Below are 21,189 nucleotides of genomic sequence, written 5' to 3'. Positions count from 1 at the left end.
TACCGGTATGCGGGATACGTATCAGGTGGAGTACCGGCGAAAAACAAAAACGGGCGAATGGAAATGGATTCTGGCCTACGGCAAGGTGGTGGCGAGGGACGAGGCTGGCGCCCCGCTCAGGATGCTCGGAACGATTGCCGACATACACGAGCGCAAACAAAACGAGCAGCAACTGGCCTATCTGGCTACCCACGATGAATTGACCGGACTGGCCAGCCGGGCGTTGTTGTATGACCGCCTGGAACAGTCGCTGTATTACGCCCGCCGTTCCGGACGGATCCTGGCGGTGCTGTTGCTGGACCTGGACCGTTTCAAGGTCATTAACGACAGTCTCGGCCACGAATTCGGCGACAACCTGCTGAAAGCCGTTGCTCTTCGCCTGCAACAGGTCATACGCGAAGGGGACACCGCGGCCCGGTTCGGGGGGGACGAATTCGTCATTCTGCTGGCTGAGGTGGCTGACCCGGATGACGTGGGGATGCTGGCGGGCAGGATTCTGCGCTGCCTCGAGCCACCTCATCTGATCGACGGCAAGGAGGTCACCGTATCCGCCAGTCTGGGAATCAGCCTGTTTCCCAGGGACAGCGACGATGACGCCACCCTGATCCGCAACGCTGATATTGCCATGTATCGGGCCAAGCGGGAGGGGGGGGGCTCATTCTCCTTTTTTTCCCCCGAGATGAACCAGCGGGCCATGGAGACTTTGGAAACGGAAAACGCTCTGCGCCAGGCGCTGGACCGGAGTGAATTTCTGCTGCATTACCAACCCAAGGTTGAATTGGCCACAGGTCGGATGATTGGTTGCGAAGCATTGGTCCGCTGGCTGCATCCGCAACGAGGAATGGTGCCGCCGAACGAATTCATTCCTCTGGCCGAAGAGACCGGCCTGATTGTGCCGCTGGGAAACTGGGTACTGACGGAGGCCTGCCGGCAGGTGCGTGCCTGGCAGGACGAAAGACTGCCGATCGTGAGTGTGGCGGTCAATCTCTCAGCCCGGCAGTTTCGCGCGGGGAAGTTGCCGTGGCTGGTCGCGAACGTCCTGCTGGCAACCGGTCTCGACCCCTGCTGGCTGGAGCTTGAGATGACCGAAAGCCTGGTGATGGACAATCCTGAACGGGCTATTGCACTGATGCGGGAGCTGAAAGACATCGGTGTTCGGCTGAGCATGGACGATTTCGGCACCGGCTACTCGAGTTTAGCCAGTTTAAGCCGTTTTCCCATCGACTACCTGAAAATCGACCGCTCCTTTGTTACCGATATCGTCACCAACCCGCACTCGGCCACTATCGCCGCTTCGATCATCGACATAGCGCACCGTATGCAGCTCCAGGTAATCGCGGAAGGGGTGGAGGCCGAGGCCCAGCTTGGCTATCTGCGCAAACATGGCTGCGATCAGATTCAGGGCTATTTTTTCAGTCGTCCCCTGGCCGCCAATGACTTTGCTGCATTGCTGCGAAAAAATACGCCATACGTCATTCCGTCCCATGGCACTATGGCTCGTACGTTGCTGTTAGTTGATGACGAGCGCAATATCCTCCGGGCGTTAAAGCGGCTCCTTGCTGAAGAGGACTACCGCATCGTTACCGCAGGCAATGCCTGTGAAGGGCTGGAGTTGCTGGCCAGGGAAAGCATCCAGGTGGTGATTTCGGATCAGCGCATGCCGGATATGAGCGGAACCGAGTTTTTAAGACTGGTCAAAGCGCTGCATCCCGATACGGTGCGCATTATCCTGTCCGGTTTTGTCGATCTTGAAACCGTCACCAAAGCAGTGAACGAGGGGGAGGTATACAAGGTGCTCACAAAGCCGTGGGACGATGGCCAGTTGCGCAAGATCATCCGGGACTCTTTCCGCGTGTACGAGCAGTCCGCCATTGTCCGCCGAACGGGATTGCCATAGAGACTGTATTGCAATGCGTCCCTATAATGCCATCATGGATGCAACTCAACTAAGATTTGCGGTTCTTGCCATGGCGGAGAGGTCTTCAGATGGCTAGGGTGAAGAGTATCGTGCTGGTTGCCAATTTGAATAGTGAAAGTTCTGTGTCAAAGCATGGTGGCAGCATAGAGTGTGGAGAACCAGGTGGGCACCGGTTCGACGTTTACGGTCCGTTTCCCGCTAAACTCCCCCCTCTCCCGTGGGGACGTGGCCTCGCCCTCCTGACCTGAATCCCTGGAATCTATGTCTCCTCTGTCCTGTCGCCCCCCCTGACCAGTTCCGCCAGGCAGTCGATGAACAGGGGCGAACTGTTCAGCGACTCCACCCGCCGGAAATCCTCAATCCCCAGTTCCAACGCCTCGTGCCGGTACTGCATGTCGATCTCGTGCAGGGTCTCGATGTGATCGGAAACAAACGAGACCGGCACCATCAGCAGCTTCTTCACCCCTTGCCCGGCCAGTTCCCTGATCTTCTTCTCCGTGGAGGGCTCCAGCCATTTCACCGGACCTGCCCGGGACTGGAAGGCCAGGTGATGGTTGATGCCCCCGAAACGCTCCATGACCAGGGCAACCGTTGCCCGGATCTGGTCCAGGTAGGGATCGCCCGAGTCGATGAACGACTGGGGCAGGCCGTGGGCGGTGAAGAGCAGGTGTACGTCGCCGGGATCGGCGTACCCGGACAGGGCCTGGCCGATCCTGTCGCACAGGCTGGTGATGTAGAGCGGGTGGTCGTGGAACTGGCGCACGCAGGTCACCTGGAACGGTGTGGCCGAGCGCGCCCTGACCCGCTCCAGTTCGTTGAAGCTTGAACCGGATGTGGCGCGGGAGTAGTGGGGGTAGAGCGACAGGGCGACGATGCGGGTGATGCCCGCTTGAACGACCGCTTCCAGTGCTTGGGACGTGTCGGGCTTCCAGTAGCGCATGGCGACGAAACAGCGATACCCCTCTCCCAGGACCTTTTCCAGTTCGGCTGCCTGCTGCTCGGTCAGTTTTCGCAGCGGGGAACCGCCACCGATCTGGCGGTACTGTTCCGCGACCCGCTTCGAGCGGCGGCGGGCTATCAGGCGGGCGATCAGTGGTTGGAGAAAGGCGGGGCCGATTCTGATGATATCCCGGTCAGAAAAGAGGTTGCGCAGAAACGGCTCCACGGCCTCAATGCTGTCCGGCCCCCCCATCTGAAGCAGCAGCACGGCTGTCCTGTCTATGACCATCTCCTCCCCCTTTCCCTCTCGCGCGGAAGCGTCCTCGCTGGTGCGTTCTCCGACGGCGCACCCTGCCAACATAGGGAAAAAATTTGTGAAGTCCAGCAAATAATCGCGTTTCCCCGTTCGCGTCGTGACTGCACGTTGTCGGTTCTGCTTCATCCTGAAAACGGCAATTGGGGGCTGTCGGAGAGACCCCGTCAGCGCGAAAGGAGACAGCTCCCAACTGACGAATTTAGGTTTATTTGCCAAGCGCATGTCGTCCGTGCTATTTTCCCCCATTTTTCCCCGCCCCCCGGTCGCCCGATGCATGGTGTTCCACCGGGGGCGCTGCAAGGGAGTCCAACAGTCATGGGCCGTTTTCGTCTGAACATTCCCCTGTTCCAGCAGAAGAGTGCGTGGCGCACGCTCTCCATCCGCGTTCAGCTCACCTGTCTGGTGGCTGTCTGCGTCGTACCGGTCTGGGTCGCTGCCGCCCTGCTGGTCAACCTCGGCTATCAGGCCAAGCGTGCCCTGGTTACGCAAGGCATGCAGGAGATGTCCCGCTCCCTCTCCATGGTCGTGGACCGGGAGTTGGCCAGCGTCCAGGCTGCCCTCACCGCACTGGCCACCTCCCCCTCCTTTGCCTCCGGAGACCTGGCTGCTGTCCATGCCCAGGCCGCCACGTTGTTGCAGTCCTGGCCGGGCGCGAATATCGTTGTCTGCGACGCGCGGGGACAGCAGTTGATCAACCTGCGCCGTCCTTTCGGCGCTCCCCTGCCGCAACGCGCTATTCCCGAGACCGTGCGGCGCATTTTCGAAGACGGTACGCCTGTTGTCAGTGATCTGTATCGGGGGGCTGTCAGCCGCCAACCGCTGATCGCCATCGATGTGCCGGTGTTCCGTCAGGGGCGGGTTGTTTACGACCTCTCCATGGCTTTGCCGTCCAGCCGCCTGGACTCGATCCTCTCCCGGCGGCTGCTGTCGGGAGAAATGTTCGGAGCCATACTTGATTCCGGGGGGATGGTGGTTACCAGGACCCGCCAGCCGCAGTGTTTCGTGGGGCACCGGTGGTGTAGCGTTCTGCGCGATGCCGTCACCAGGTCGGCAACGGGGATGGTCAGGACGGTCAGCCTTGAGGGGGATCCCTTGTTCACCACTTTCAGCAGAACATCCCTGGCCAACTGGGTGGTGGTGATCGGGGTTCCGGGCAGTACGGTGACGGGCGAGCTGCACCGCTGGCTGGCCTGGGCCCTTGCAGGTGCGCTGTTCCTGTCCATTGCCGGTGTGGCGCTGGCAATGGTGATCGGACGGAACGTCACCCGCTCGATCCGGTCACTGCTGAGGCCGGCCCTGGCGCTGGGGCGTGGCGAATCCCTGGAGTCCATGCCCTGTTCCGGCCTGCGGGAGGTTGATGACGTCGCCAAGTCGTTGATGCGGATGTCGGACCTTGCCCGGGAGCGTCTGGCGGCGCGTGACCTGGCCCAGGAACTGTTGCACCAGAGCGAGCAGCGTTACCGCAGCGTGGTGGATGACCAGACCGAGCTGATCTGCCGCTTCGCGCCTGACGGGACGCTCAGCTTCGTCAACCCCGTGTACTGCCGGGTGTTCGGGGGAACCTGGGATGAACTGGTGGGGAAAACCTGGCAACCGATCGCTTTCGACGACGACATACCGCTCATCGAGGAACGTCTGGCTGCCCTCTCCCCCGCGAACCCCGTGGTTATCGTGGAAAACCAGGTCCATACCGCCTCGGGGGAGGTGCGCTGGATGCAGTTCGTCAATCGGGGGATCTTCGACGCTCAGGGCCGGCTGCTGGAAACCCAGTCAGTGGGACGCGACATCACCCCGCGCAAACGGGCCGAGGCGGACCTGCGCGAGAACCAGCAATTGCTGCAGGCGGTCGTCAACGGCGCCGAGGAGATCATCTTTGTCAAGGATATTGACGGGCGCTTTATTCTGGTTAACCCGGCCCTGTTGCAGCTGTTGGGGAAACCGGCGCGGGAGGTGCTGGGAAGGCATTCCGGCCAGCTCTACTCTGTTCAGGACGATGCGGACGCGATCATGGAAAACAGTCGGCGGGTCATGGCCACCGGCCGGGCCGAGACCCTGGAGGAGAGCGTGCCGACCCGCAGCGGATACCGCCTGCTGAGTATCACCAAGATTCCGCGCTTCGATGCCGATGGCCGGGTGATTGGCGTCATCGGAGTGGGGCATGACATCACCGAACGCACGCTGATCGAGGCAGCACAGAAGGCAACCATCGAGCTTTTGCGTTTGTGCAACCTGTCCGCCGGCGTGGAGGAACTGGTTTTCAGTCTTGACCGCTTCTTCAGGGAGATGACCGGCTGTGGGGTCGTGACCCTGAGGTTGCTGGGGGATGATGATTTTTCCGGGTATGAGGGAGGTGGCTGCCTCCATTATTCCGCAGTGGCGGGAGACGTTGCCGATGCTGGCGACTCGCATGATCGGCCGCTTTGCCATGGCGCCGCCGGCTGGATTTTTGCCTGCCTGTGCGGAAGAGTCCTCGCCGGCAGTTTCGATTCCGACAGTCAGCTCTTCACCGCCCGGGGCAGCTTCTGGACGAACTGCGCTCGGGAGCTGTCGCGAAATTCCGTGGAGTCTGGCCGGGAAGCCCTGATCTGCAACCGCTGTAACCTGCGGGGGTACGAGTCGGTTGCCCTGCTGCCGATGCGCTCCCGCGGCGATATCCTGGGGCTGCTGCAGTTGGGCGATACCCGTAAGGGGTGTTTCACCGTCGAAAAAATCACCCTGCTGGAGAGGCTGGTGGATTACGCGGCCATCGCGCTGTCAAAACTGATGGTGGATGAAGCCCTTTCCCGTAGCGAACAGTCATTGCGCGAGGCACAGGAACTTGCCCATCTGGGGAGTTTCGTCTACTCCATTCCCGAGGACCGCTGTGTGACCAGTGCCGCGGCTGACAGGATATGCGGTGCCGATGCACGGTATGAACGCACCAGGGCAGGGTGGCTGGCATTCATCCATCCGGCCCACCGGAAGGAGATGGAGGGCTACCTGCAGGATGTGATCCAACGGCGCCTGCTATTCGACCGGGAGTTCCGCATTGTGCGGATCAACGACGGGGAGGTGCGCTGGCTGCACATGCTGGGCAGGGTGGAGTGTGGTGTTGATGGCTCCCCCCTGCGCATGGTGGGCACGCTCCATGATGTCACCGAACGGAGGCAGGCCGAAGACGACCTGCGCGCCTATGCCCGCCGGATCATGGACGTGGAGGAGAATCTCCGGAAGGTCGTTGCCGCGGAACTGCACGACGAGATCGGTCGCGACCTGACCGTGCTGGGCATCAACCTGTCGCTCATCGGCACCAGCCTGCCGTTGGAGACGGCCGCTCCCCTGAGGACACGGGTGGAAGACTCCGGCAGGATGCTGGAGAGCGTCAGCCGCACCGTCAGGAACATCATGTCCACCTTGCGGCCGCCGGTGCTGGACGACTATGGTCTGGCAGCGGCCCTGCGCTGGTATGGCGAACTGTTCTCGCGGCGCACCGGCATCGATGTGAGGGTGCAGGTTGATGATGAACTTCCCCGCGTTGCCGCCGAACGGGAGATCGCCCTGTTCCGCATCGCCCAGGAGGCGCTCACCAATGTGGCCAAGCACGCGGCTGCCCGAAACGTGAATCTCTGGCTGGCCCATGACGACGGCCTGCTCCTGTTCTCGGTTGCGGACGATGGTCGGGGGCTTGCTTGCGGGCTGGAACCCCGGAACCCTGAATCATCCGGCTGGGGGATGACGATCATGCGGGAGCGCGCCGAGTTGTTCGGCGGGGTCTTTCGTGTCCATGCCCTCCCCGCCGGGGGGGTTGGCGTAACCGTGGAAATGCCGAAGGAGGAACCGTAGATGACGGTCAGGATACTGATTGCCGATGACCATGCCATTGTTCGCGAGGGGCTCACCATGATACTGGAATCCTCCGGCATGATTGTTGCCGGGGAGGCTCGGGACGGTCGCGATGCCCTGTCACAGACCGAAGTGCTCAGGCCCGATGTGGTTGTCATGGATATTGCCATGCCGGAGCTGAACGGCATCGATGCGACCCGCATGATTCATGGGCGTTTGCCGGAGGTCAAGGTGATCGTGCTCTCCATGCATAACACTCGTGAGCATGTTTTTCGCGCCATGCAGGCCGGTGCGCGCGCTTACCTGCTCAAGGAGTCCGCCGGTTCCGGGCTCGTGGACGCGGTTCGCGCCGTGATCAGGGGGGAGTGCTATTTCGGTGAGGGGGTTGACGCTCCCCAGGCGGTGGCCGGTTTCAAGAGCCCCTTGGACAGCCTCAGTCTGCGGGAACGGGAGGTCATTCAACTGGTGGTGGAGGGGAGAACCAGCGCGGAAATCGCCGAACTGCTCTCTCTGTCCCCCAAGAGCATCGAGACCTACCGCAGTCGCTTGATGGTGAAGCTGGGGGTGGGCAATATCCCGGCTCTGGTCAAATTCGCGCTCCAGCATGGCATCACGCCGACCCAGTAAAAAAAACCTGATCAAACTTTCCCGACAGACCGCTGCGTTCTGTTCTGCTATGTATGTCCCATGTTCAGAAAAAGCGGCGGTTCTTCATGACTGTTTTTTGTATCAAAGTTGATCTGTCAGCGGACAACGGGGCCACACGGCGCCTCAGGTTGTTCGGTTCGATAACGTCCGGAAACGTCGGTGAGGTGCTGCTCCAGCTGACCAGGGAATTCGACGAGACGGAGAACATTCTGATCGATTTTTCCGGTATTACGGAAATCGATCTCGCCGGGCTGAAGCTGTTCTGCTCCTGCCATCGCAACCTGCTCTTCTCCGGAAAGGAGCTCCGCATAACCGGTCATGACCATGCCGTCATGCGCGACGCGATTCCCGCCGAAGGGCGTCAGGCCGGCTGGGGGTGCGGCATTGACTGGCATCACAGCTGCATCTGGCTGTCGGGAGGCTGAATGGCCTTCACCTTTTTCATGCGCGATCAGCCGATCCTGGAGCATGCCGTGGATCTGATGATCCGCTCTACCTCCGGCCGCAGCCGTATCAGGGTCTGGGACGCAGGCTGCGCCCAAGGGCAGGAGACCTGGACTCTGGCCATGATCCTCGCCGAGAGGATGAACCCCTTCAGATTCAGGAATCTGCGCATCGATGCCACCGACCATGACAGCGCCAACCGCTTCGGCGACCTGGTAACCGCTGCCGTCTACTCAGCCGAAGAGCTGCAGCGCACCCCTCGGGAGCTGCGCGACAGGTACTTCGAGCCCGCAGGCAAGCCCGATCATTTCAGCATTGTCGAATCTCTGCGCAGCAGGGTCTCCTTCCGGTACCACGATCTCCTCTCCCTCAAGCCTCCCATGGAGGATTACTGCCTGGTCGTCTGCAAAAACGTCCTGCTTCATTTTTCGTATGCCCAGCGTGTGGATGTCTTCAGGATGTTTCACCGTGCCCTGGCGCCGGGCGGACATCTCGCCACGGAAAACACCCAGAAACTCCCGCCTGAGGTAGCCCATCTCTTTACCAGGGCCGTGGCGAATGCCCAGGTGTATCGGAAAATCGGGGGAGGGCAGTCATGAAGATCATCCCTCTGAAACGTCACAATAGCAGACACAGGTGCACCTCCTCTCTCATTCTCGGTGACTGGAACCGACTGGATGACATCAATACTGTCATCGATCCCGGCAGCGATGCGTCCGTGCTGGACGATGCGGGGTATGATTGCGCGGATCGAAACAGGGGCCGGGGAAACGTTTGAGTTGAGCTTCAGTGGTAATTACTTTCTTGTGGGGGCTTGGATGAACTGGTTTAACAACATGACGTTAAAGGCAAAGCTGATGACCGGGTTTGTCTGTGTGGCGGTGATCGCATCGCTGATCGGTCTGATCGGCATCAGGGAGATCAGGGTGATCAAACGTGCCGATACCACGCTGTTTGAGAAGGCTGCCGTGCCGATGGGGGAACTTGCCGATTTCGCCATCGCATTCCAGCAGATCAAGGTGAATGTCAGGGATATCCTGATGGCGTCCTCTGTCGAGGAGAAGAAGAGATACGCCGAGCGGATCAAGGAGCTCAGAACTTCGCTCAACGAAAAGGCGGACGCGTTTGAAAAGACGATCCTCTCCGAGGAGGGGCGCAGTCTCTTCGATGATTTCAAGGCGGCGCGCAAGGCGTTCGGCGCCGATCTGGACAGGATAATCGAACTTTCACTGCAGAACAGGAACGCCGAGGCGCTTGAACTGCTGCGGGGGGCGGCGGACAGGTCGTCCGGCGCGGAGCAGAGCGCCATCGAGAAGCTGATGGACGCCAAGATCAAACAGGCCAAGCTGATTGCCGATGATAATGACTCCATCGCCGGCAGTGCATCCCGTATCATGCTGGCTCTCATGGTCGTGGGCACGCTGGTGGCGATTGGCCTGGGATTCCTCCTCACTCGTTTCATTCTGGGGCAACTGGGGGGAGATCCGAGCAGAGTTGCTGAAATTGCCAACCGTGTGGCAGCCGGTGACATGTCCCTGGAGATCGACCTGACTGGGAAGAACGGCGATAGCGTCATGTCCTCCATGGCAAAGATGGTGGATTCCATCAAGCTCCTGGTGGCTGACGCAGCTCTGCTGTCCGACGCGGCCATTGCCGGTCAATTGGCCACACGTGCCGATGCCGGCAGGCACAGGGGGGACTTCCGGAAAATCATCGCCGGGGTCAACGACACCCTGGACGCGGTTATCGGCCCCCTGAACGTGGCAGCCGAATATGTGGACCGTATCGGCAAGGGGGACATCCCCCCCAGGATCACCGACAACTACAGCGGTGACTTTAACGAAATCAAGGTCAACCTGAACCTGTGCATCGATGGTCTGCAGGGGCTGGTAGAGGCCAATCAGGTCCTTCAGCGGGTGGCTCTGAACGACTACACCCGGAGGGTGGAGGGCTCCTACCAGGGGATTTTCGCCCAGGTTGCCGCGGCAACCAATGCCACCATCGGTCGTGTCACCAGTGTTCTCGGAATCTGCCAGCACATAGCCCGGGGCGAGTACACGGAGGATCTGGAAGCGCTCAGGAAGATCGGCAAGCGTTGCGAGAACGATACCCTCATGCCCGCCTTCATCACGATGATGGAATCCATAGACGCCTTGGTGAGCGACGCCACCATGCTTTCCCGGGCTGCCGTGGCAGGGAATCTGGCCACCCGTGCCGATGCATCACGGCACCAGGGGGACTTCAGGAAGATCATCACCGGGGTCAACGACACCCTGGATGCGGTCATCGGCCCCCTGAACGTGGCAGCCGAATATGTGGATCGTATCGGCAAGGGTGATATTCCCCCCAGGATCACCGACAACTACAGCGGTGACTTTAACGAAATCAAGGTCAACCTAAACCTGTGCATCGACGGTCTGCAGGGGCTGGTGGAGGCCAATCAGGTGCTGCAGCGGGTGGCTCTGAACGACTACACCCGGAGGGTTGAGGGCTCCTACCAGGGAATATTCGCCGAAGTCGCTTCGGCGACCAACGCGGCCAGGGATCGCGTCATGCGTGCACGCGATATCTGCCAGCACATTGCCAGGGGAGAGTACAAGGATGATCTGGAAGCCCTCAAGAAAATTGGCAAGCGTTGCGAGAACGATACCCTCATTCCGGCCCTGATCACGATGTGCGAGTCGATTGACGACATCACCGCCAACGCCAAGCAGGTGGCCCAGGGCAACCTGATGGTTGAGATGAAAAAACGCAGCGAAAATGACGAACTGATGGAATCCTTGGCATCCATGGTTGCGAAACTGAGGGAGATCGTCATGGAGGTTCAGTCCGCGGTCGACAACGTAGCCTCCGGCGGCCAGCAGATGTCCGCAACTGCCCAGCAGATGTCCCAGGGCGCCAGCGAGCAGGCGGCATCCGCCGAGGAGATCTCTTCCAGCATGGAAGAGATGGCCTCCAGCATCCGTCAGAACACGGATAACGCCCTGCAGACCGAGAAGATCGCCATCAAGTCCGCCTCCGATGCCCGTGAGGGGGGCAAGGCGGTTACGGAGACCGTGGCAGCCATGAAGGAGATTGCCACCAAGATATCCATCATCGAGGAGATCGCCCGCCAGACCAACCTGCTGGCTCTGAACGCCGCCATCGAGGCTGCCCGTGCCGGCGAGCATGGCAAGGGGTTCGCGGTGGTCGCATCCGAGGTGCGGAAGCTGGCTGAACGGAGCCATACCGCTGCCGGCGAGATCGGCCAGCTCTCCGCCAGCAGCGTGGCCATTGCCGAGCAGGCAGGAGAGATGCTCAGCAGAATGCTGCCCGAGATCCAGAGGACCGCTGAGCTGGTGCAGGAGATAGCCGCCTCCAGTCGCGAGCAGGACAGCGGCGCCGATCAGATCAACAAGGCCATCCACCAGCTGGATCAGGTGATTCAGCAGAACGCCTCGGCCAGCGAAGAGATGGCCTCCACCACCGAGGAGCTTTCCAGTCAGGCAGAACAGCTCAAGGCCACTATAGCGTTTTTCGCTCTTGACGACCGCAAACAGAAAGCCCTGCCGGGACCGCGGCATGGGGCGCCCAAGCAGATCGCCGCGGGCCTGGTTCGCCAGGCGATTGCGATGCGAACCTCGACCCAGAACGGGAAGACGCCTAGCCGTACCCAGTGTGAGGGGGTGCATCTCCACCTTGATCATGAAGGCGTGGATGCTATGGACAGTGAATTCGAACGGTTCTGAATGATAACCTCTGACAGAAGAAGGGGTGGGGCTGTTGCCCCGCCCCTTCTTCTGTCAGAGGAACGAAATTCCGAATTCTGGCTGCTGGTTTCTGACTCCTCGCTTCTCGCCTCACTCCTGTTTCCGCAATACCCTCTCCAACTGGGCACCCAGCTCGCCCAGGTCGTACGGTTTCACCACCACCCCCGCGAAGCCGTAGTTCAGGTGATTGGCCATGACCGGGTCGTCAGAATAGCCGCTGGAAACGATGGCCCTGACGTTCGGATTAATCTCCCGGATTCTCTGGATCGCCTCCCTGCCCCCCATGCCGCCGGGGACGGTCAGGTCCATGATCACCGCATCAAAGGGGACACCTGACTCGCGGGCCGCGCCGTACATGGCCAGGGCCTCCTCGCCATTCTGGGCGAATTCCACGTCGTAGCCCATATGTTCCAGCATCTCTCCCGTTACCATTCTCACAAGCGGCTCGTCATCCATGACCAGTATCCTGCCGCTGCCGGCGGCGGCCGTGGCGGGCTCTTCCGTTGTAATGGCCGTCGCTGCGTCGGAAGCAGGGAGATAGATGGTGAAGGTCGCGCCGGCGCCCGGTTTTGAATCCACGCAGATGTGGCCGGCGTGCTTCTTCATGATGGCGTAGGCCGAGGCGAGGCCCAGGCCGTGCCCCCTATCTTTTGTGGTGAAATAGGGGTCGAAGATCTTTCCCCTGTGCTCCGCCGTTATTCCAGCCCCCTGGTCGCTGACGCTGACCCTGACATAGCTGCCCTCTTTCAGGGGAAGCCCGTTGCTGGCGCTTGTCTCCACGTTTTCGCAGACCACCCGGATGACGCCACCCCGCGGCATGGCCTGGTCCGCGTTGATGATCAGGTTGTTGATCACCTGGCTGATCTGTCCCTCATCGACCTCGACGATCCGCAGGTCATCCGGAACGCTCAGCTCGCAGGTTGATTTGAGGCCGCTTAGGGCCAGCTGCGTGTTGTTGCGTATCAGTTCAACGCTGTTCACCGGTTTTTTGATGGGAGCGCCCCCCTTGGAGAAGGTCAGGAACTGCAGAGTCAGGTCCTTGGCCCGGTAGGCGGCGCTTTCGATGTTGCTCACATAGGCATATGCCCTGTCCTGGGGGGAGAACAGCATCTTCGCGAGAGACGCGTTGCCCAGGATGCCGGTGAGGATGTTGTTGAAGTCGTGGGCGATGCCGCCGGCAAGCAGGCCGACGGATTCCAGTTTCTGGGCCTTGACCAGTTCCTCCTCCATGTGTCTGCGCTCGGTGGTGTCTATCACCACTCCCTGGAAAAAATCGATCTCCCCCTTGTTGTTGCGCTCAACCAAAGAACGTTCGACAACCCAGTGTACGCGGCCGTCTTTGGCGATGATCCGGTATTCATGGTGGGTGTGGGAGACGCCGCGGGTTGAAAAATACCGGACTTCCCGGATTACTCGATCAAGATCTTCAGGGTGGATGATTGATGCATAGTGGAGCGTGCCGGAGAGGAATTCTTCCGGAGTATAGCCGAACTGGCTCACGTTGCGGGAAACCATGACGACCGGCCATCCCTCGACTGCTTTCCAGCGGAAGAGCACCACCTGGCTGTTTTCCACCACAAGGTTGCTCAGCTCGAGAGCCTGTTCCACCCGCTTTTGTTCGCTGATATCCCTGGCTTCCGCAATCAGAAGGACCACAGCGCCGGTCGGATTCCTGACCGGCTTGAGAGACAGATCCACATACTGCAGGGTCCCATCGGTTGCAGGGTGGGTCGCCTCGAACCTGATAAACTCCCCCCGGACAACCTTATGCACGGAGTCACGGATTTTTTTCCGCAGTTCAGGGGAGTGGCTCCACCAGCTGGTTTCCCAAAACAGCTTTCCCGTTGCGCAGTTATCCTCGATGCCGCCGAATTGCAGGACGGTCCTGTTTGCCTCCTGAATTCTGCCTTCCGTGGAGAGGAGAGCGATGAACTGATAGGCCTGGTCAAGGATGGTGTGAAATTTACGCTCACTTGCCCGGGTCTCCTCCTCGGCCTGCATTTTCTGGAGCGAACGCTCCGCCAAGTCGGCGATGAAGACTGTCAGCACCTTGTCGTACTCCAGCATGTTGTTGACTTTTTCATGGCTGAAGCGTGGCACGTGGTCAAGGGCGGCAAGATACTCGTCACGATCGAAACCGTACTCATCGGCCTGTTGGATGAAGTACTCACGCTCCGGTTCCTCTTCTTCATAGAAAAATTGTCCCAGAAACATGGTCGCCAGATGTCGCCCCGCAACAATAATCGGAATACCTATGTCATTAAGGCCGTTTTTGCATCTGTAGTGGCAGGACTGGCCTTCCACGAGATGGCTCTTGATGTAGTTGTCGCTTTCCCGGCAACGCTGCAGTGAAAGCAGGGCTGCGCGGTGGAATCTGACGCAGATCTCCTGCCAGCCGGAGCCTACCAGAACAGCATCGTCGATGGCGTCGATGATGCCGATTGGGATGCCCGTTGCCCGATAGTGGGTGTCGGCCATTTTCTGGATGATGCCCATGTCAAGCAGTTCGGAGAGTCGGTATTCACTCATCATTTACTCCTGGAGGCGCAGCGTGTGGGTAAGCGTGACCAGTATATCTCACATTAGAACACACTGTCTACGCGGAGCATGAATGGCGGTTTGTGAAAAAGTTGTTTTATTGAGATATGTTATCGCTGCTTTTGTGCCACGATCTGTCTCCTGCATTCCCCCACCTTTACAGCCCGATTATGTCGCGCCCCTTCGGGTACTCCACCAGGATGCCGAAGGATATCTCCCTTTTCTCTCCCGCCTTGAACGGCATTTTCCAGATCACCGAGCCGTCTTCTTTGATCTGTTCCGGTTTCAGGGAAGGCTCTTCCAGGGAAACCTTGATCTCTTCGTCGCCCGCCAGGGGGAGCTGGTCCAGCAGTGTGACCGTCACCGGTTGTTTGCGGAAGTTGGTCAGGCTGATCCGGCAGCTGTATCTGGCCCGGTTGCTGCCGAACATACCGGCCTCCCCGTGCTGTTTTAGCTCATCCCGCTTCACGGTCACCTGGTCATCCGTTCCAAAGAACAGATCGAACTTCTCTCCCGCCGCGACCTTCTTTAACTGAGAACTGCCGGTGAAGGTGTTACCCACGAAGGTGCTGACCTTGCCGGACAGGAGCGGATAGGCCGCCTTGTTGGTGATCTCCGACTTGAGAAATACGTGTGGCGAGAGTTTGGGGATGGCCAGGTACTCCATGTTGACCGGCAGCTTTTCCATGGCCACCACGCTGGCATGCTGGTTGTTGTCGGAGGGGATGCTGAGTGGTCGGGGAATGTGAAAGGCAATCGAGGATTGCTCATCGCTGACCAATGCCGTCTCTAGTGCGCTCTCTTCCCCTGCCTCTTCGGGTATGATGTTCTCCGCCATCATCTGTCCGGATTTCCTGGCCATGAGCGGCGCAGGGGCGGCGTAGAACATATCCGCCTTCATGGCCGGCCGTGGGCGGACCAGGGAGATGCGCCAGGGGTGCAGTTCCGGGGGAGCTCCCCCGGCGGCGGGGCGGGCGGTGGAGAGGGTCAGGTCAACGTTGTTCCACTCCTCGCCGGTCTGTTGGCGAACCATGGCCCGGAAGGTCAGGTCGGCGGTCGCCGCGTCCGCTCCCAACCGCACGTCGTAGGAAGGGGTCCATCCCGCTTTGGGCATGACGGCGGACAGTTCCAGGGTCAGTTGCCCTTGGCTGGTCGCTTCCACCATCACCTCGACGCTCTTGGCCTCCCTGCGCCGCGAACCGATGACCTCATCCCGTTGTCTGCGCAGGGCATCAATTTTATCGGCAACATTCTTCTTTTCAGCCTCGATGTCGCGTGTCTGTTCCTCACTCCTGGTCACCTGTGAACCGACGAAGCCGGCCGCCTCCCGCAACTCCGTCGATGTGGGACGACCGATGGCCAGTTCCTTTGAGATGCGCTCGCCCCAGGCAACACGGATCGATTCGATGAAGGCCTTCTGTGAGGCCAGTCCGGCCTTTTTCGCCTCCAGTGTCCCGTGCTGGTGTTCCAGTTCGAGAATCTGGCTGTCCAGTTCCTGGACCCGCTTTTCGCCGCTCTCGGCCAGGAAGGAGCGTTTGATCTCCAGTCCCGAGATCGTGGCTGTGGCCGTGCCTCTGCCTTTGATCTGCACCGAATCGTCCTGCACGAGTGCGGGCAGGTTTTCGAACGCGATCAGGTAGCTGCCCGGCTTGAGGTTGAACGAGGCTGTGCGGCTGGTCAACGCCCGGTCGGGGTAGACGGTCACGGCGGTTATGCGGCCCGAGGCAGCCAAACGCTCTGGTTCGGCGGAAAATGTGAGGGTCGGCATCAGCAGGAGGGCCAGAAACAGAATGCTGCGCAGTTTTTTCATGGGTGTGCTCCTTGTCAAGGTAGTGGGATGACACATCGCGCGATATGGAAACTCTTTCGAATGACGATCTTGTTTTCTCTTCTTGGGTATGAGGCGCTCTATCGTCAGCGACGGAGGTTATTGACGGAAAGACGTTCCCTTGTATTGCCGCCATTCCTGCTCTCGATGAGTTGTGCAAAACTAACATGAAAGCTGGAGATACGGGAAGTTTTTCAAATGTTTTTTCCAGGGACGGAATTGAATGTGCGCCTATCCCTGCTATGCTTTGGCGCAGGAAATGACGGTCACTCTGCTTCTGCATATGACCAGCGACTGTCGGACAATACACGCTTCCAAAAGGGAGGAATAGGTATGGACCGTTTCAAGAGCGCATATGCACGGTGTCTGACTGTTCTTCTGTCTGAAAAAGCTCAGGCTATTGTCGAATATGCCCTTATCCTGCTTCTGATCGCGATTGTTGTTGTTGCCATGCTGAAAGGGATCGGCGGGAAAACCAATACTATGTATTCTACGGTGAACTCGGCATTTTCATCATAAAAAAATTTTCTTTGAACAGAATGTAATCAGTACGTTTTTTTGGGTGCGGACTCTTGACAGGCAATAGTATTGTCATACGCTTTAGTCAGGAACAATCATTTGATTGAATGTTGAAATTATGTGCCTGAATGTCTGGTCACGACTCTCCGCTTAACGCGGCTAACTGTGAGTGAAAGGGGGGAACTGGGTGTAAGCGGAAATAAGGTTGAAAATGGTTGTCAATGATGCAACCTCCATCACCTGGCAGGAACAGATGGTACTCTTCCTGTGCGGGAATCAAACAATGAAAGGAGAACAGATCATGAACTAGTTCACAAAAATGTATATCAAGTGGATAACTACCGTAAAAAGCGAAAAAGGTCAGGCAATTGTAGAATACGCTCTCATACTGGTACTGATCGCAATTGTTGTCATCGCCATGCTCAAGGGTATTGGTCAAAATGCAAACAACGCATTTAGCCAAATAAATTCCGCACTAACTCAATAAGAATTTTACATGAATGTCATGCTAAAAAGTCAAAACATAGTGTGCTGTTAAATAGAGTACTGTTGATTCATTGTTACTACCTTGCATGGGGCATCAGATTTGTTGCTATCAATAATGATAATGTTGATTATGTATGGGTTTGATGCCCCTTGCCGTTTTCGATAATTTAATAGTCACACCACCTTAGATACACAAAACCAAAATTATTTGACTGAAATATCAGGTTTTTTGAGCGATAACCATGAAGATTGATACACACAAACATCGAAAAGGACAGGCTCTGGTCGAAGCGGCATTCGTGCTGTTCATTGTGGTGTTGTTTACCTTTGCCATAACCGAATTCGGCCGCGCCATGTATATAAAGAACATGCTTAACAACGCTGCGCGCGCAGGCGCACGGCAGGCTGTTGTGACAGGCTCATTGCCGGTGTCCCAACCGCTTTTTACCTTTAGTAATACTCGTCCGGCAGATCCTGTACTGGCAAAGATATATGACGGACTGATGTATGTAAAAAAAGACACGGTTACGGCCAGTGTCAGTTGTGTTGGCTGCGCTGGTTCATATGCTGCTGCGGGCGATACAATTAGCGTGATTGTTACAGCCCCTTTTGATCCGGTTATAAGATTGTTCAATGATCCTGTAAATCACCCCAAGCTTGTGATTACAGACAAGCTGGTTGGTCAAGCTTCGATGCGCTATGAGTAGGTCTTGAATTGATATCTTAAAGGAGGGCATATGACTCGTCTCAAAGCGGTTACTACAGTTGCGGTTGTTGCGCTTGTTCTGGCCGGCGTTGCTTCCTGGCTGGTGTACGATTATCTTTCCAAGAAAAGCAAAGAGACCGAAGCCGGCAAGGGTAAGGGCATCGTTGTGGCTAGCGCGGATATCCCGGTCGGCAGCAAGCTGAACACAACACACCTGAAGATGATGGCCTGGCCGGCGACAAGCATCCCTCCCGGCAGCTTTACGGACACAAAGGCGCTGATTGACAGAATAAGTATCAGGCCGATCGGCCCGGGAGAGCCGCTGACGGAAGCCAAGCTCATGCCCAGGGACGGCGCTCCCGGCGCGGGTATCATGACCTACATCATCCCGGACGGGCATCGCGCCGTTACCGTCGCTGTTAACGAGGTAGCCGGCGTGGCCGGTTTCCTCTCACCCCACAACAAGGTAGATGTTGTTCTCACCACAATCCCTCCCGGCAGTAACGACCCAAACGCCACCATAAGCAAAATAGTGCTCCAGAATGTGCCGATCCTGGCCACCGGGCAGATAACTGAGCAGAAGGACGGCAAGCCGGTTGTCGTGCCTACCGTTACCATTGACCTGACTCCCGAGGACGCAGAAAAGCTGGTGGTTGCCTCCAGCAAGGGATCGCTCCAGATGCTGCTGCGGGGTATCAGGGATTCGGCGCTGGTCGAAAGCAGAGGCGCGACAATAGCCAAGGTGCTGGGGGCGGTGCGTCCGGCAATGCAGTCTTCCGCCCCGAGGTCGGCTGCGCCGCGCAAGCAGGCTGTGGCGCGGCAGCAAGCGGTCAGGTACTTTCCGCCGCCGCAGGTCGACACCGTTGAGATTATCAAGGGGACAAACAGGACGTCGAAACAGTACTGAGCCAAGAATGCTACCCTTTTTCATGAGGTGACAGATATGAAACGTTCCGGAAAGTCAATTGTATTGTTCCCTGTCCTTCTTGCCATCGCGGTTATGCTGCTGTCGGGGATTGCCCTTGCCGGAGTCCGGACACAGGTGATTGTCAACAAGAGCGTGCTGGTCAATCTGAAAAATCCGGCGGAAAGGGTTTCCATCGCTAACCCTGCCATAGCTGACCTGCTGCTGATAACGCCGCGACAGATTCAGCTGAATGGCTTGGCTCTCGGCGCCACGTCCCTGATTGTCTGGGAAAAAGGGGGCGAAAAGCCGCTCTTCTTCGATGTTAATGTGGTAGGCAACACGAATATTGACGATTCCCAGCAGGTGCTCTTGCAGGTGAAGGTGGCGCAGATCGACAAGACCGCACTGAAAAACCTCGGTGTCAGCTTTCTGGTTAAAAATCAAAATGCCAATGGTTTTTCCAATATGATCGGAGCTCCCTCAACCAGCTCAACCAGTGCGTCAGGCGACGGCACAATCAGTACAGCCAACGGAATAATTGACGGTTTTAGCAGTCTTAATCCCTATACCATGGGCATTACGCACTTCCCGAGTGGTGTCAGTGCGGTGATAAAAGCGTTGGCAACCAAGGGCATGGCAAAAATCCTTGCCGAGCCGAATCTTGTGGTGAAAAGCGGTCAGAAGGGAGAGTTTTTTGCCGGCAGCAGAATACCATTCAGTGTGCTTGAAAACACAGGAAGTACTTCGACTCCAAGTATCAGGTGGGAGGAAGTAGGGGTCAAACTGAATTTCAAGCCATTTGTCATGGAGAGCGGCACCATTGCCCTTGAACTCGATCCAGTTGAGGTGAGCAATATTCAGGGAACTCTTGAGACAAACGGTTATCCCGTAATAGACACCAGAACAATCAAGACTTCGGCGGAGTTGAGGGATGGTGAAAGCCTTGTCCTGGCCGGACTGCTCCGTGATGAGACGTATAAGAGTATTTCAAAGGTCCCGCTGCTGGGCGACATACCCATACTGGGGGCTCTGTTTAGAACTACGGAGAATGAACAGAAAGAAACGGAGCTGGTGTTTTTCATCACCCCAAAGCTGGTCATGCCCGAGGTGCCGGGGGTCAAGGTTGAGCTGCCGACGGACAAGCAGCTTACTCCTGAGCAGGAGAAGGAGTTCCAATGGATACCGATGACAAAATAGCTTCTTCGAACAAGAACAAAGGCTTCGTTGTTGTCTGGTTTGTGGTGTTGCTTCCGGTTGTACTGCTGTTTGCCGCCATGGCGATGGATTTCAGCTACATGTACGTGGCCAAGGGGCAACTGCAAAATGCGGCCGACGCAGCGGCGCTGGCTGGTGCGGCTATGCTTATCAGGGATGACGGTCTTGAGCCTACTGCAGACGATGAGGCAGCAGCGCGGGATAAGGCTGCCCAGTTTGCTCTGGCTAACAAGTCAGCCGGTCAGAATATTATTATCGACAAGAGCAGTGATATTACTTTTGGTTACTGGGACAACCACTATACATCGGGTGGGTCACCGATTAACGCAATACAGGTCAGGGCAGCACGTGATACTGCTTCGGCAGGTGGTCAGGTTCCGATCATTTTCGGCAGACTTTTCGGCTGGGATAAGATGGGTGCCGCAGCCATTGCTACCGCTGCTATTCCCGCAAGGGCGACCTCTTCAATCGCTCTTTGCCCTGATTTCTGTCAGGGGGGGATCCCATCTGGTCTGAAAGAGTTTACACCTCCTGTTCTTATGGACACAGGCCCATCTACACCTTCGGTCAATATATACGCATGGACATCGTATGATTCTAATGTAACGTCAACGTCAGATGTTCGTGATCTTATTTGCAGTCAGAACAATATAAGCAAGACTGCATGCGGAGAAACCATATACTCCAGCATGGGTGCTCAGGCTAATAGTTTGTGTAATCTTGAGTCACAGATGTACAACCCGTACTTTGATTCAGGTAATAAGGATACTATTACCATTGCAAATGGTGTAAATACACCAGGGTGGTGGATGGTTGTTCCTATTACTCAATCATGCCCACCAGGGGCTCAGGGTAATGCATGGGATCCTAAACCAATAATAGGTTATGCATCGATACACGTTATGGCTATATGTACAAAAGGGTGCGGTTCTGGCAGTATCAAAGCTCCTTGCTCATCTTTATATTCGGCACCATCTAATGTATGTAATAGTATTGCAACAAAATATGGTTTTAAGACCAGTGAAATTCATAACAAAATGATTATTGACAAGTATCAGTGTGTTGATTGCGATTCTTCTGGTTCATTTTTTCCCGCACGCCGGGTTGTACTTGTACAAGAATAGTCTATTAAGCATTTGCCGAGAAAGGTTGTT

At 57.4% G+C, this 21,189-nt stretch carries 16 protein-coding genes; 13 read left to right on the top strand and 3 right to left on the bottom strand.

Going from position 1 to position 21,189, the window contains the following annotated elements; all coding sequences use genetic code 11:
* Window positions 1-7 precede the first annotated feature (7 nt).
* Complete coding sequence (locus PPRO_RS13445) at window positions 8-1,897, top strand: EAL domain-containing protein (protein ID WP_011736570.1); 1,890 nt, start codon at window positions 8-10, stop codon at window positions 1,895-1,897.
* Window positions 1,898-2,177: 280 nt separating this feature from the next.
* On the opposite strand, the gene hemH is transcribed toward PPRO_RS13445, so the two are convergent.
* Window positions 2,178-3,146: a ferrochelatase gene (hemH, locus tag PPRO_RS13440; RefSeq protein ID WP_011736569.1), complete on the bottom strand. Its 969-nt coding sequence runs from the start codon at window positions 3,144-3,146 to the stop codon at window positions 2,178-2,180.
* A gap of 342 nt (window positions 3,147-3,488) precedes the next feature.
* On the opposite strand from hemH, the gene PPRO_RS19650 reads away from it, so the two are divergent.
* The 6 genes from PPRO_RS19650 to PPRO_RS13410 all read left to right on the top strand — a co-directional run bounded on the left by PPRO_RS19650 (window position 3,489) and on the right by PPRO_RS13410 (window position 11,815).
* On the top strand, window positions 3,489-6,995 hold the full coding sequence (locus PPRO_RS19650) for a PAS domain S-box protein (protein WP_011736568.1): 3,507 nt from the start codon (window positions 3,489-3,491) through the stop codon (window positions 6,993-6,995).
* Window positions 6,996-7,622, top strand: coding sequence for a response regulator (locus PPRO_RS13430; RefSeq protein ID WP_011736567.1), 627 nt, complete (start codon window positions 6,996-6,998; stop codon window positions 7,620-7,622). It begins immediately after the preceding gene.
* A gap of 86 nt (window positions 7,623-7,708) precedes the next feature.
* The gene (locus tag PPRO_RS13425) at window positions 7,709-8,068 is read left to right on the top strand and encodes an STAS domain-containing protein (protein WP_198138280.1); all 360 of its coding nucleotides are present in this window, start codon (window positions 7,709-7,711) and stop codon (window positions 8,066-8,068) included.
* On the top strand, window positions 8,069-8,686 hold the full coding sequence (locus PPRO_RS13420) for a CheR family methyltransferase (RefSeq protein WP_011736565.1): 618 nt from the start codon (window positions 8,069-8,071) through the stop codon (window positions 8,684-8,686).
* Entirely contained in the window at window positions 8,683-8,865 is a 183-nt protein-coding gene (locus tag PPRO_RS21285) for a hypothetical protein (protein ID WP_041532333.1), read from the top strand. The genes PPRO_RS13420 and PPRO_RS21285 overlap by 4 nt, the downstream gene beginning before the upstream one ends.
* 58 nt (window positions 8,866-8,923) lie before the next feature.
* Window positions 8,924-11,815 carry a methyl-accepting chemotaxis protein gene (locus PPRO_RS13410; RefSeq protein ID WP_198138279.1) on the top strand — a complete coding sequence of 964 codons (2,892 nt, stop codon included), beginning with the start codon at window positions 8,924-8,926 and terminating at the stop codon, window positions 11,813-11,815.
* A gap of 111 nt (window positions 11,816-11,926) precedes the next feature.
* On the opposite strand, the gene PPRO_RS19645 is transcribed toward PPRO_RS13410, so the two are convergent.
* Both PPRO_RS19645 and PPRO_RS13400 read right to left on the bottom strand, forming a co-directional pair.
* Entirely contained in the window at window positions 11,927-14,365 is a 2,439-nt protein-coding gene (locus PPRO_RS19645) for a PocR ligand-binding domain-containing protein (protein WP_011736563.1), read from the bottom strand.
* A 166-nt stretch (window positions 14,366-14,531) separates the two neighbouring features.
* Window positions 14,532-16,184 (bottom strand): DUF4139 domain-containing protein, encoded by a 1,653-nt coding sequence (locus PPRO_RS13400; protein WP_011736562.1) that lies wholly within the window; start codon window positions 16,182-16,184, stop codon window positions 14,532-14,534.
* Between the two features lie 351 nt (window positions 16,185-16,535).
* Here PPRO_RS13400 and PPRO_RS13395 point away from each other — a divergent pair, with 351 nt between their 5' ends.
* The 6 genes from PPRO_RS13395 to PPRO_RS13375 all read left to right on the top strand — a co-directional run bounded on the left by PPRO_RS13395 (window position 16,536) and on the right by PPRO_RS13375 (window position 21,159).
* On the top strand, window positions 16,536-16,721 hold the full coding sequence (locus tag PPRO_RS13395; RefSeq protein ID WP_041532332.1) for a Flp family type IVb pilin: 186 nt from the start codon (window positions 16,536-16,538) through the stop codon (window positions 16,719-16,721).
* A 319-nt stretch (window positions 16,722-17,040) separates the two neighbouring features.
* The gene (locus tag PPRO_RS21900; protein ID WP_083761261.1) at window positions 17,041-17,208 is read left to right on the top strand and encodes a Flp family type IVb pilin; all 168 of its coding nucleotides are present in this window, start codon (window positions 17,041-17,043) and stop codon (window positions 17,206-17,208) included.
* Window positions 17,209-17,449: 241 nt separating this feature from the next.
* Entirely contained in the window at window positions 17,450-17,914 is a 465-nt protein-coding gene (locus PPRO_RS13390) for a TadE family protein (RefSeq protein WP_011736559.1), read from the top strand.
* Between the two features lie 30 nt (window positions 17,915-17,944).
* Window positions 17,945-18,820, top strand: coding sequence for a Flp pilus assembly protein CpaB (cpaB, locus tag PPRO_RS13385; RefSeq protein ID WP_011736558.1), 876 nt, complete (start codon window positions 17,945-17,947; stop codon window positions 18,818-18,820).
* A 36-nt stretch (window positions 18,821-18,856) separates the two neighbouring features.
* Complete coding sequence (locus tag PPRO_RS13380; RefSeq protein ID WP_011736557.1) at window positions 18,857-20,017, top strand: type II and III secretion system protein family protein; 1,161 nt, start codon at window positions 18,857-18,859, stop codon at window positions 20,015-20,017.
* The gene (locus PPRO_RS13375) at window positions 19,996-21,159 is read left to right on the top strand and encodes a TadG family pilus assembly protein (RefSeq protein ID WP_011736556.1); all 1,164 of its coding nucleotides are present in this window, start codon (window positions 19,996-19,998) and stop codon (window positions 21,157-21,159) included. Before PPRO_RS13380 ends, PPRO_RS13375 begins: the two co-directional genes overlap by 22 nt.
* Window positions 21,160-21,189 lie beyond the last annotated feature (30 nt).

The sequence above is a fragment of the Pelobacter propionicus DSM 2379 genome (genome assembly GCF_000015045.1).
In the GTDB taxonomy this organism is placed as follows: Bacteria; Desulfobacterota; Desulfuromonadia; order Geobacterales; family Pseudopelobacteraceae; genus Pseudopelobacter; species Pseudopelobacter propionicus.
This window is presented reverse-complemented; position numbering and strand designations above follow the sequence as displayed.

Coding starts and splice junctions, on each gene's coding strand:
- PPRO_RS13445 (WP_011736570.1), top strand. CDS start 8: ATGCGGGATACGTATCAGGTGGAGTACCGGCGAAAAACAAAAACGGGC.
- hemH (WP_011736569.1), bottom strand. CDS start 3,146: ATGGTCATAGACAGGACAGCCGTGCTGCTGCTTCAGATGGGGGGGCCG.
- PPRO_RS19650 (WP_011736568.1), top strand. CDS start 3,489: ATGGGCCGTTTTCGTCTGAACATTCCCCTGTTCCAGCAGAAGAGTGCG.
- PPRO_RS13430 (WP_011736567.1), top strand. CDS start 6,996: ATGACGGTCAGGATACTGATTGCCGATGACCATGCCATTGTTCGCGAG.
- PPRO_RS13425 (WP_198138280.1), top strand. CDS start 7,709: ATGACTGTTTTTTGTATCAAAGTTGATCTGTCAGCGGACAACGGGGCC.
- PPRO_RS13420 (WP_011736565.1), top strand. CDS start 8,069: ATGGCCTTCACCTTTTTCATGCGCGATCAGCCGATCCTGGAGCATGCC.
- PPRO_RS21285 (WP_041532333.1), top strand. CDS start 8,683: ATGAAGATCATCCCTCTGAAACGTCACAATAGCAGACACAGGTGCACC.
- PPRO_RS13410 (WP_198138279.1), top strand. CDS start 8,924: ATGACGTTAAAGGCAAAGCTGATGACCGGGTTTGTCTGTGTGGCGGTG.
- PPRO_RS19645 (WP_011736563.1), bottom strand. CDS start 14,365: ATGAGTGAATACCGACTCTCCGAACTGCTTGACATGGGCATCATCCAG.
- PPRO_RS13400 (WP_011736562.1), bottom strand. CDS start 16,184: ATGAAAAAACTGCGCAGCATTCTGTTTCTGGCCCTCCTGCTGATGCCG.
- PPRO_RS13395 (WP_041532332.1), top strand. CDS start 16,536: ATGGACCGTTTCAAGAGCGCATATGCACGGTGTCTGACTGTTCTTCTG.
- PPRO_RS21900 (WP_083761261.1), top strand. CDS start 17,041: ATGTATATCAAGTGGATAACTACCGTAAAAAGCGAAAAAGGTCAGGCA.
- PPRO_RS13390 (WP_011736559.1), top strand. CDS start 17,450: ATGAAGATTGATACACACAAACATCGAAAAGGACAGGCTCTGGTCGAA.
- cpaB (WP_011736558.1), top strand. CDS start 17,945: ATGACTCGTCTCAAAGCGGTTACTACAGTTGCGGTTGTTGCGCTTGTT.
- PPRO_RS13380 (WP_011736557.1), top strand. CDS start 18,857: ATGAAACGTTCCGGAAAGTCAATTGTATTGTTCCCTGTCCTTCTTGCC.
- PPRO_RS13375 (WP_011736556.1), top strand. CDS start 19,996: ATGGATACCGATGACAAAATAGCTTCTTCGAACAAGAACAAAGGCTTC.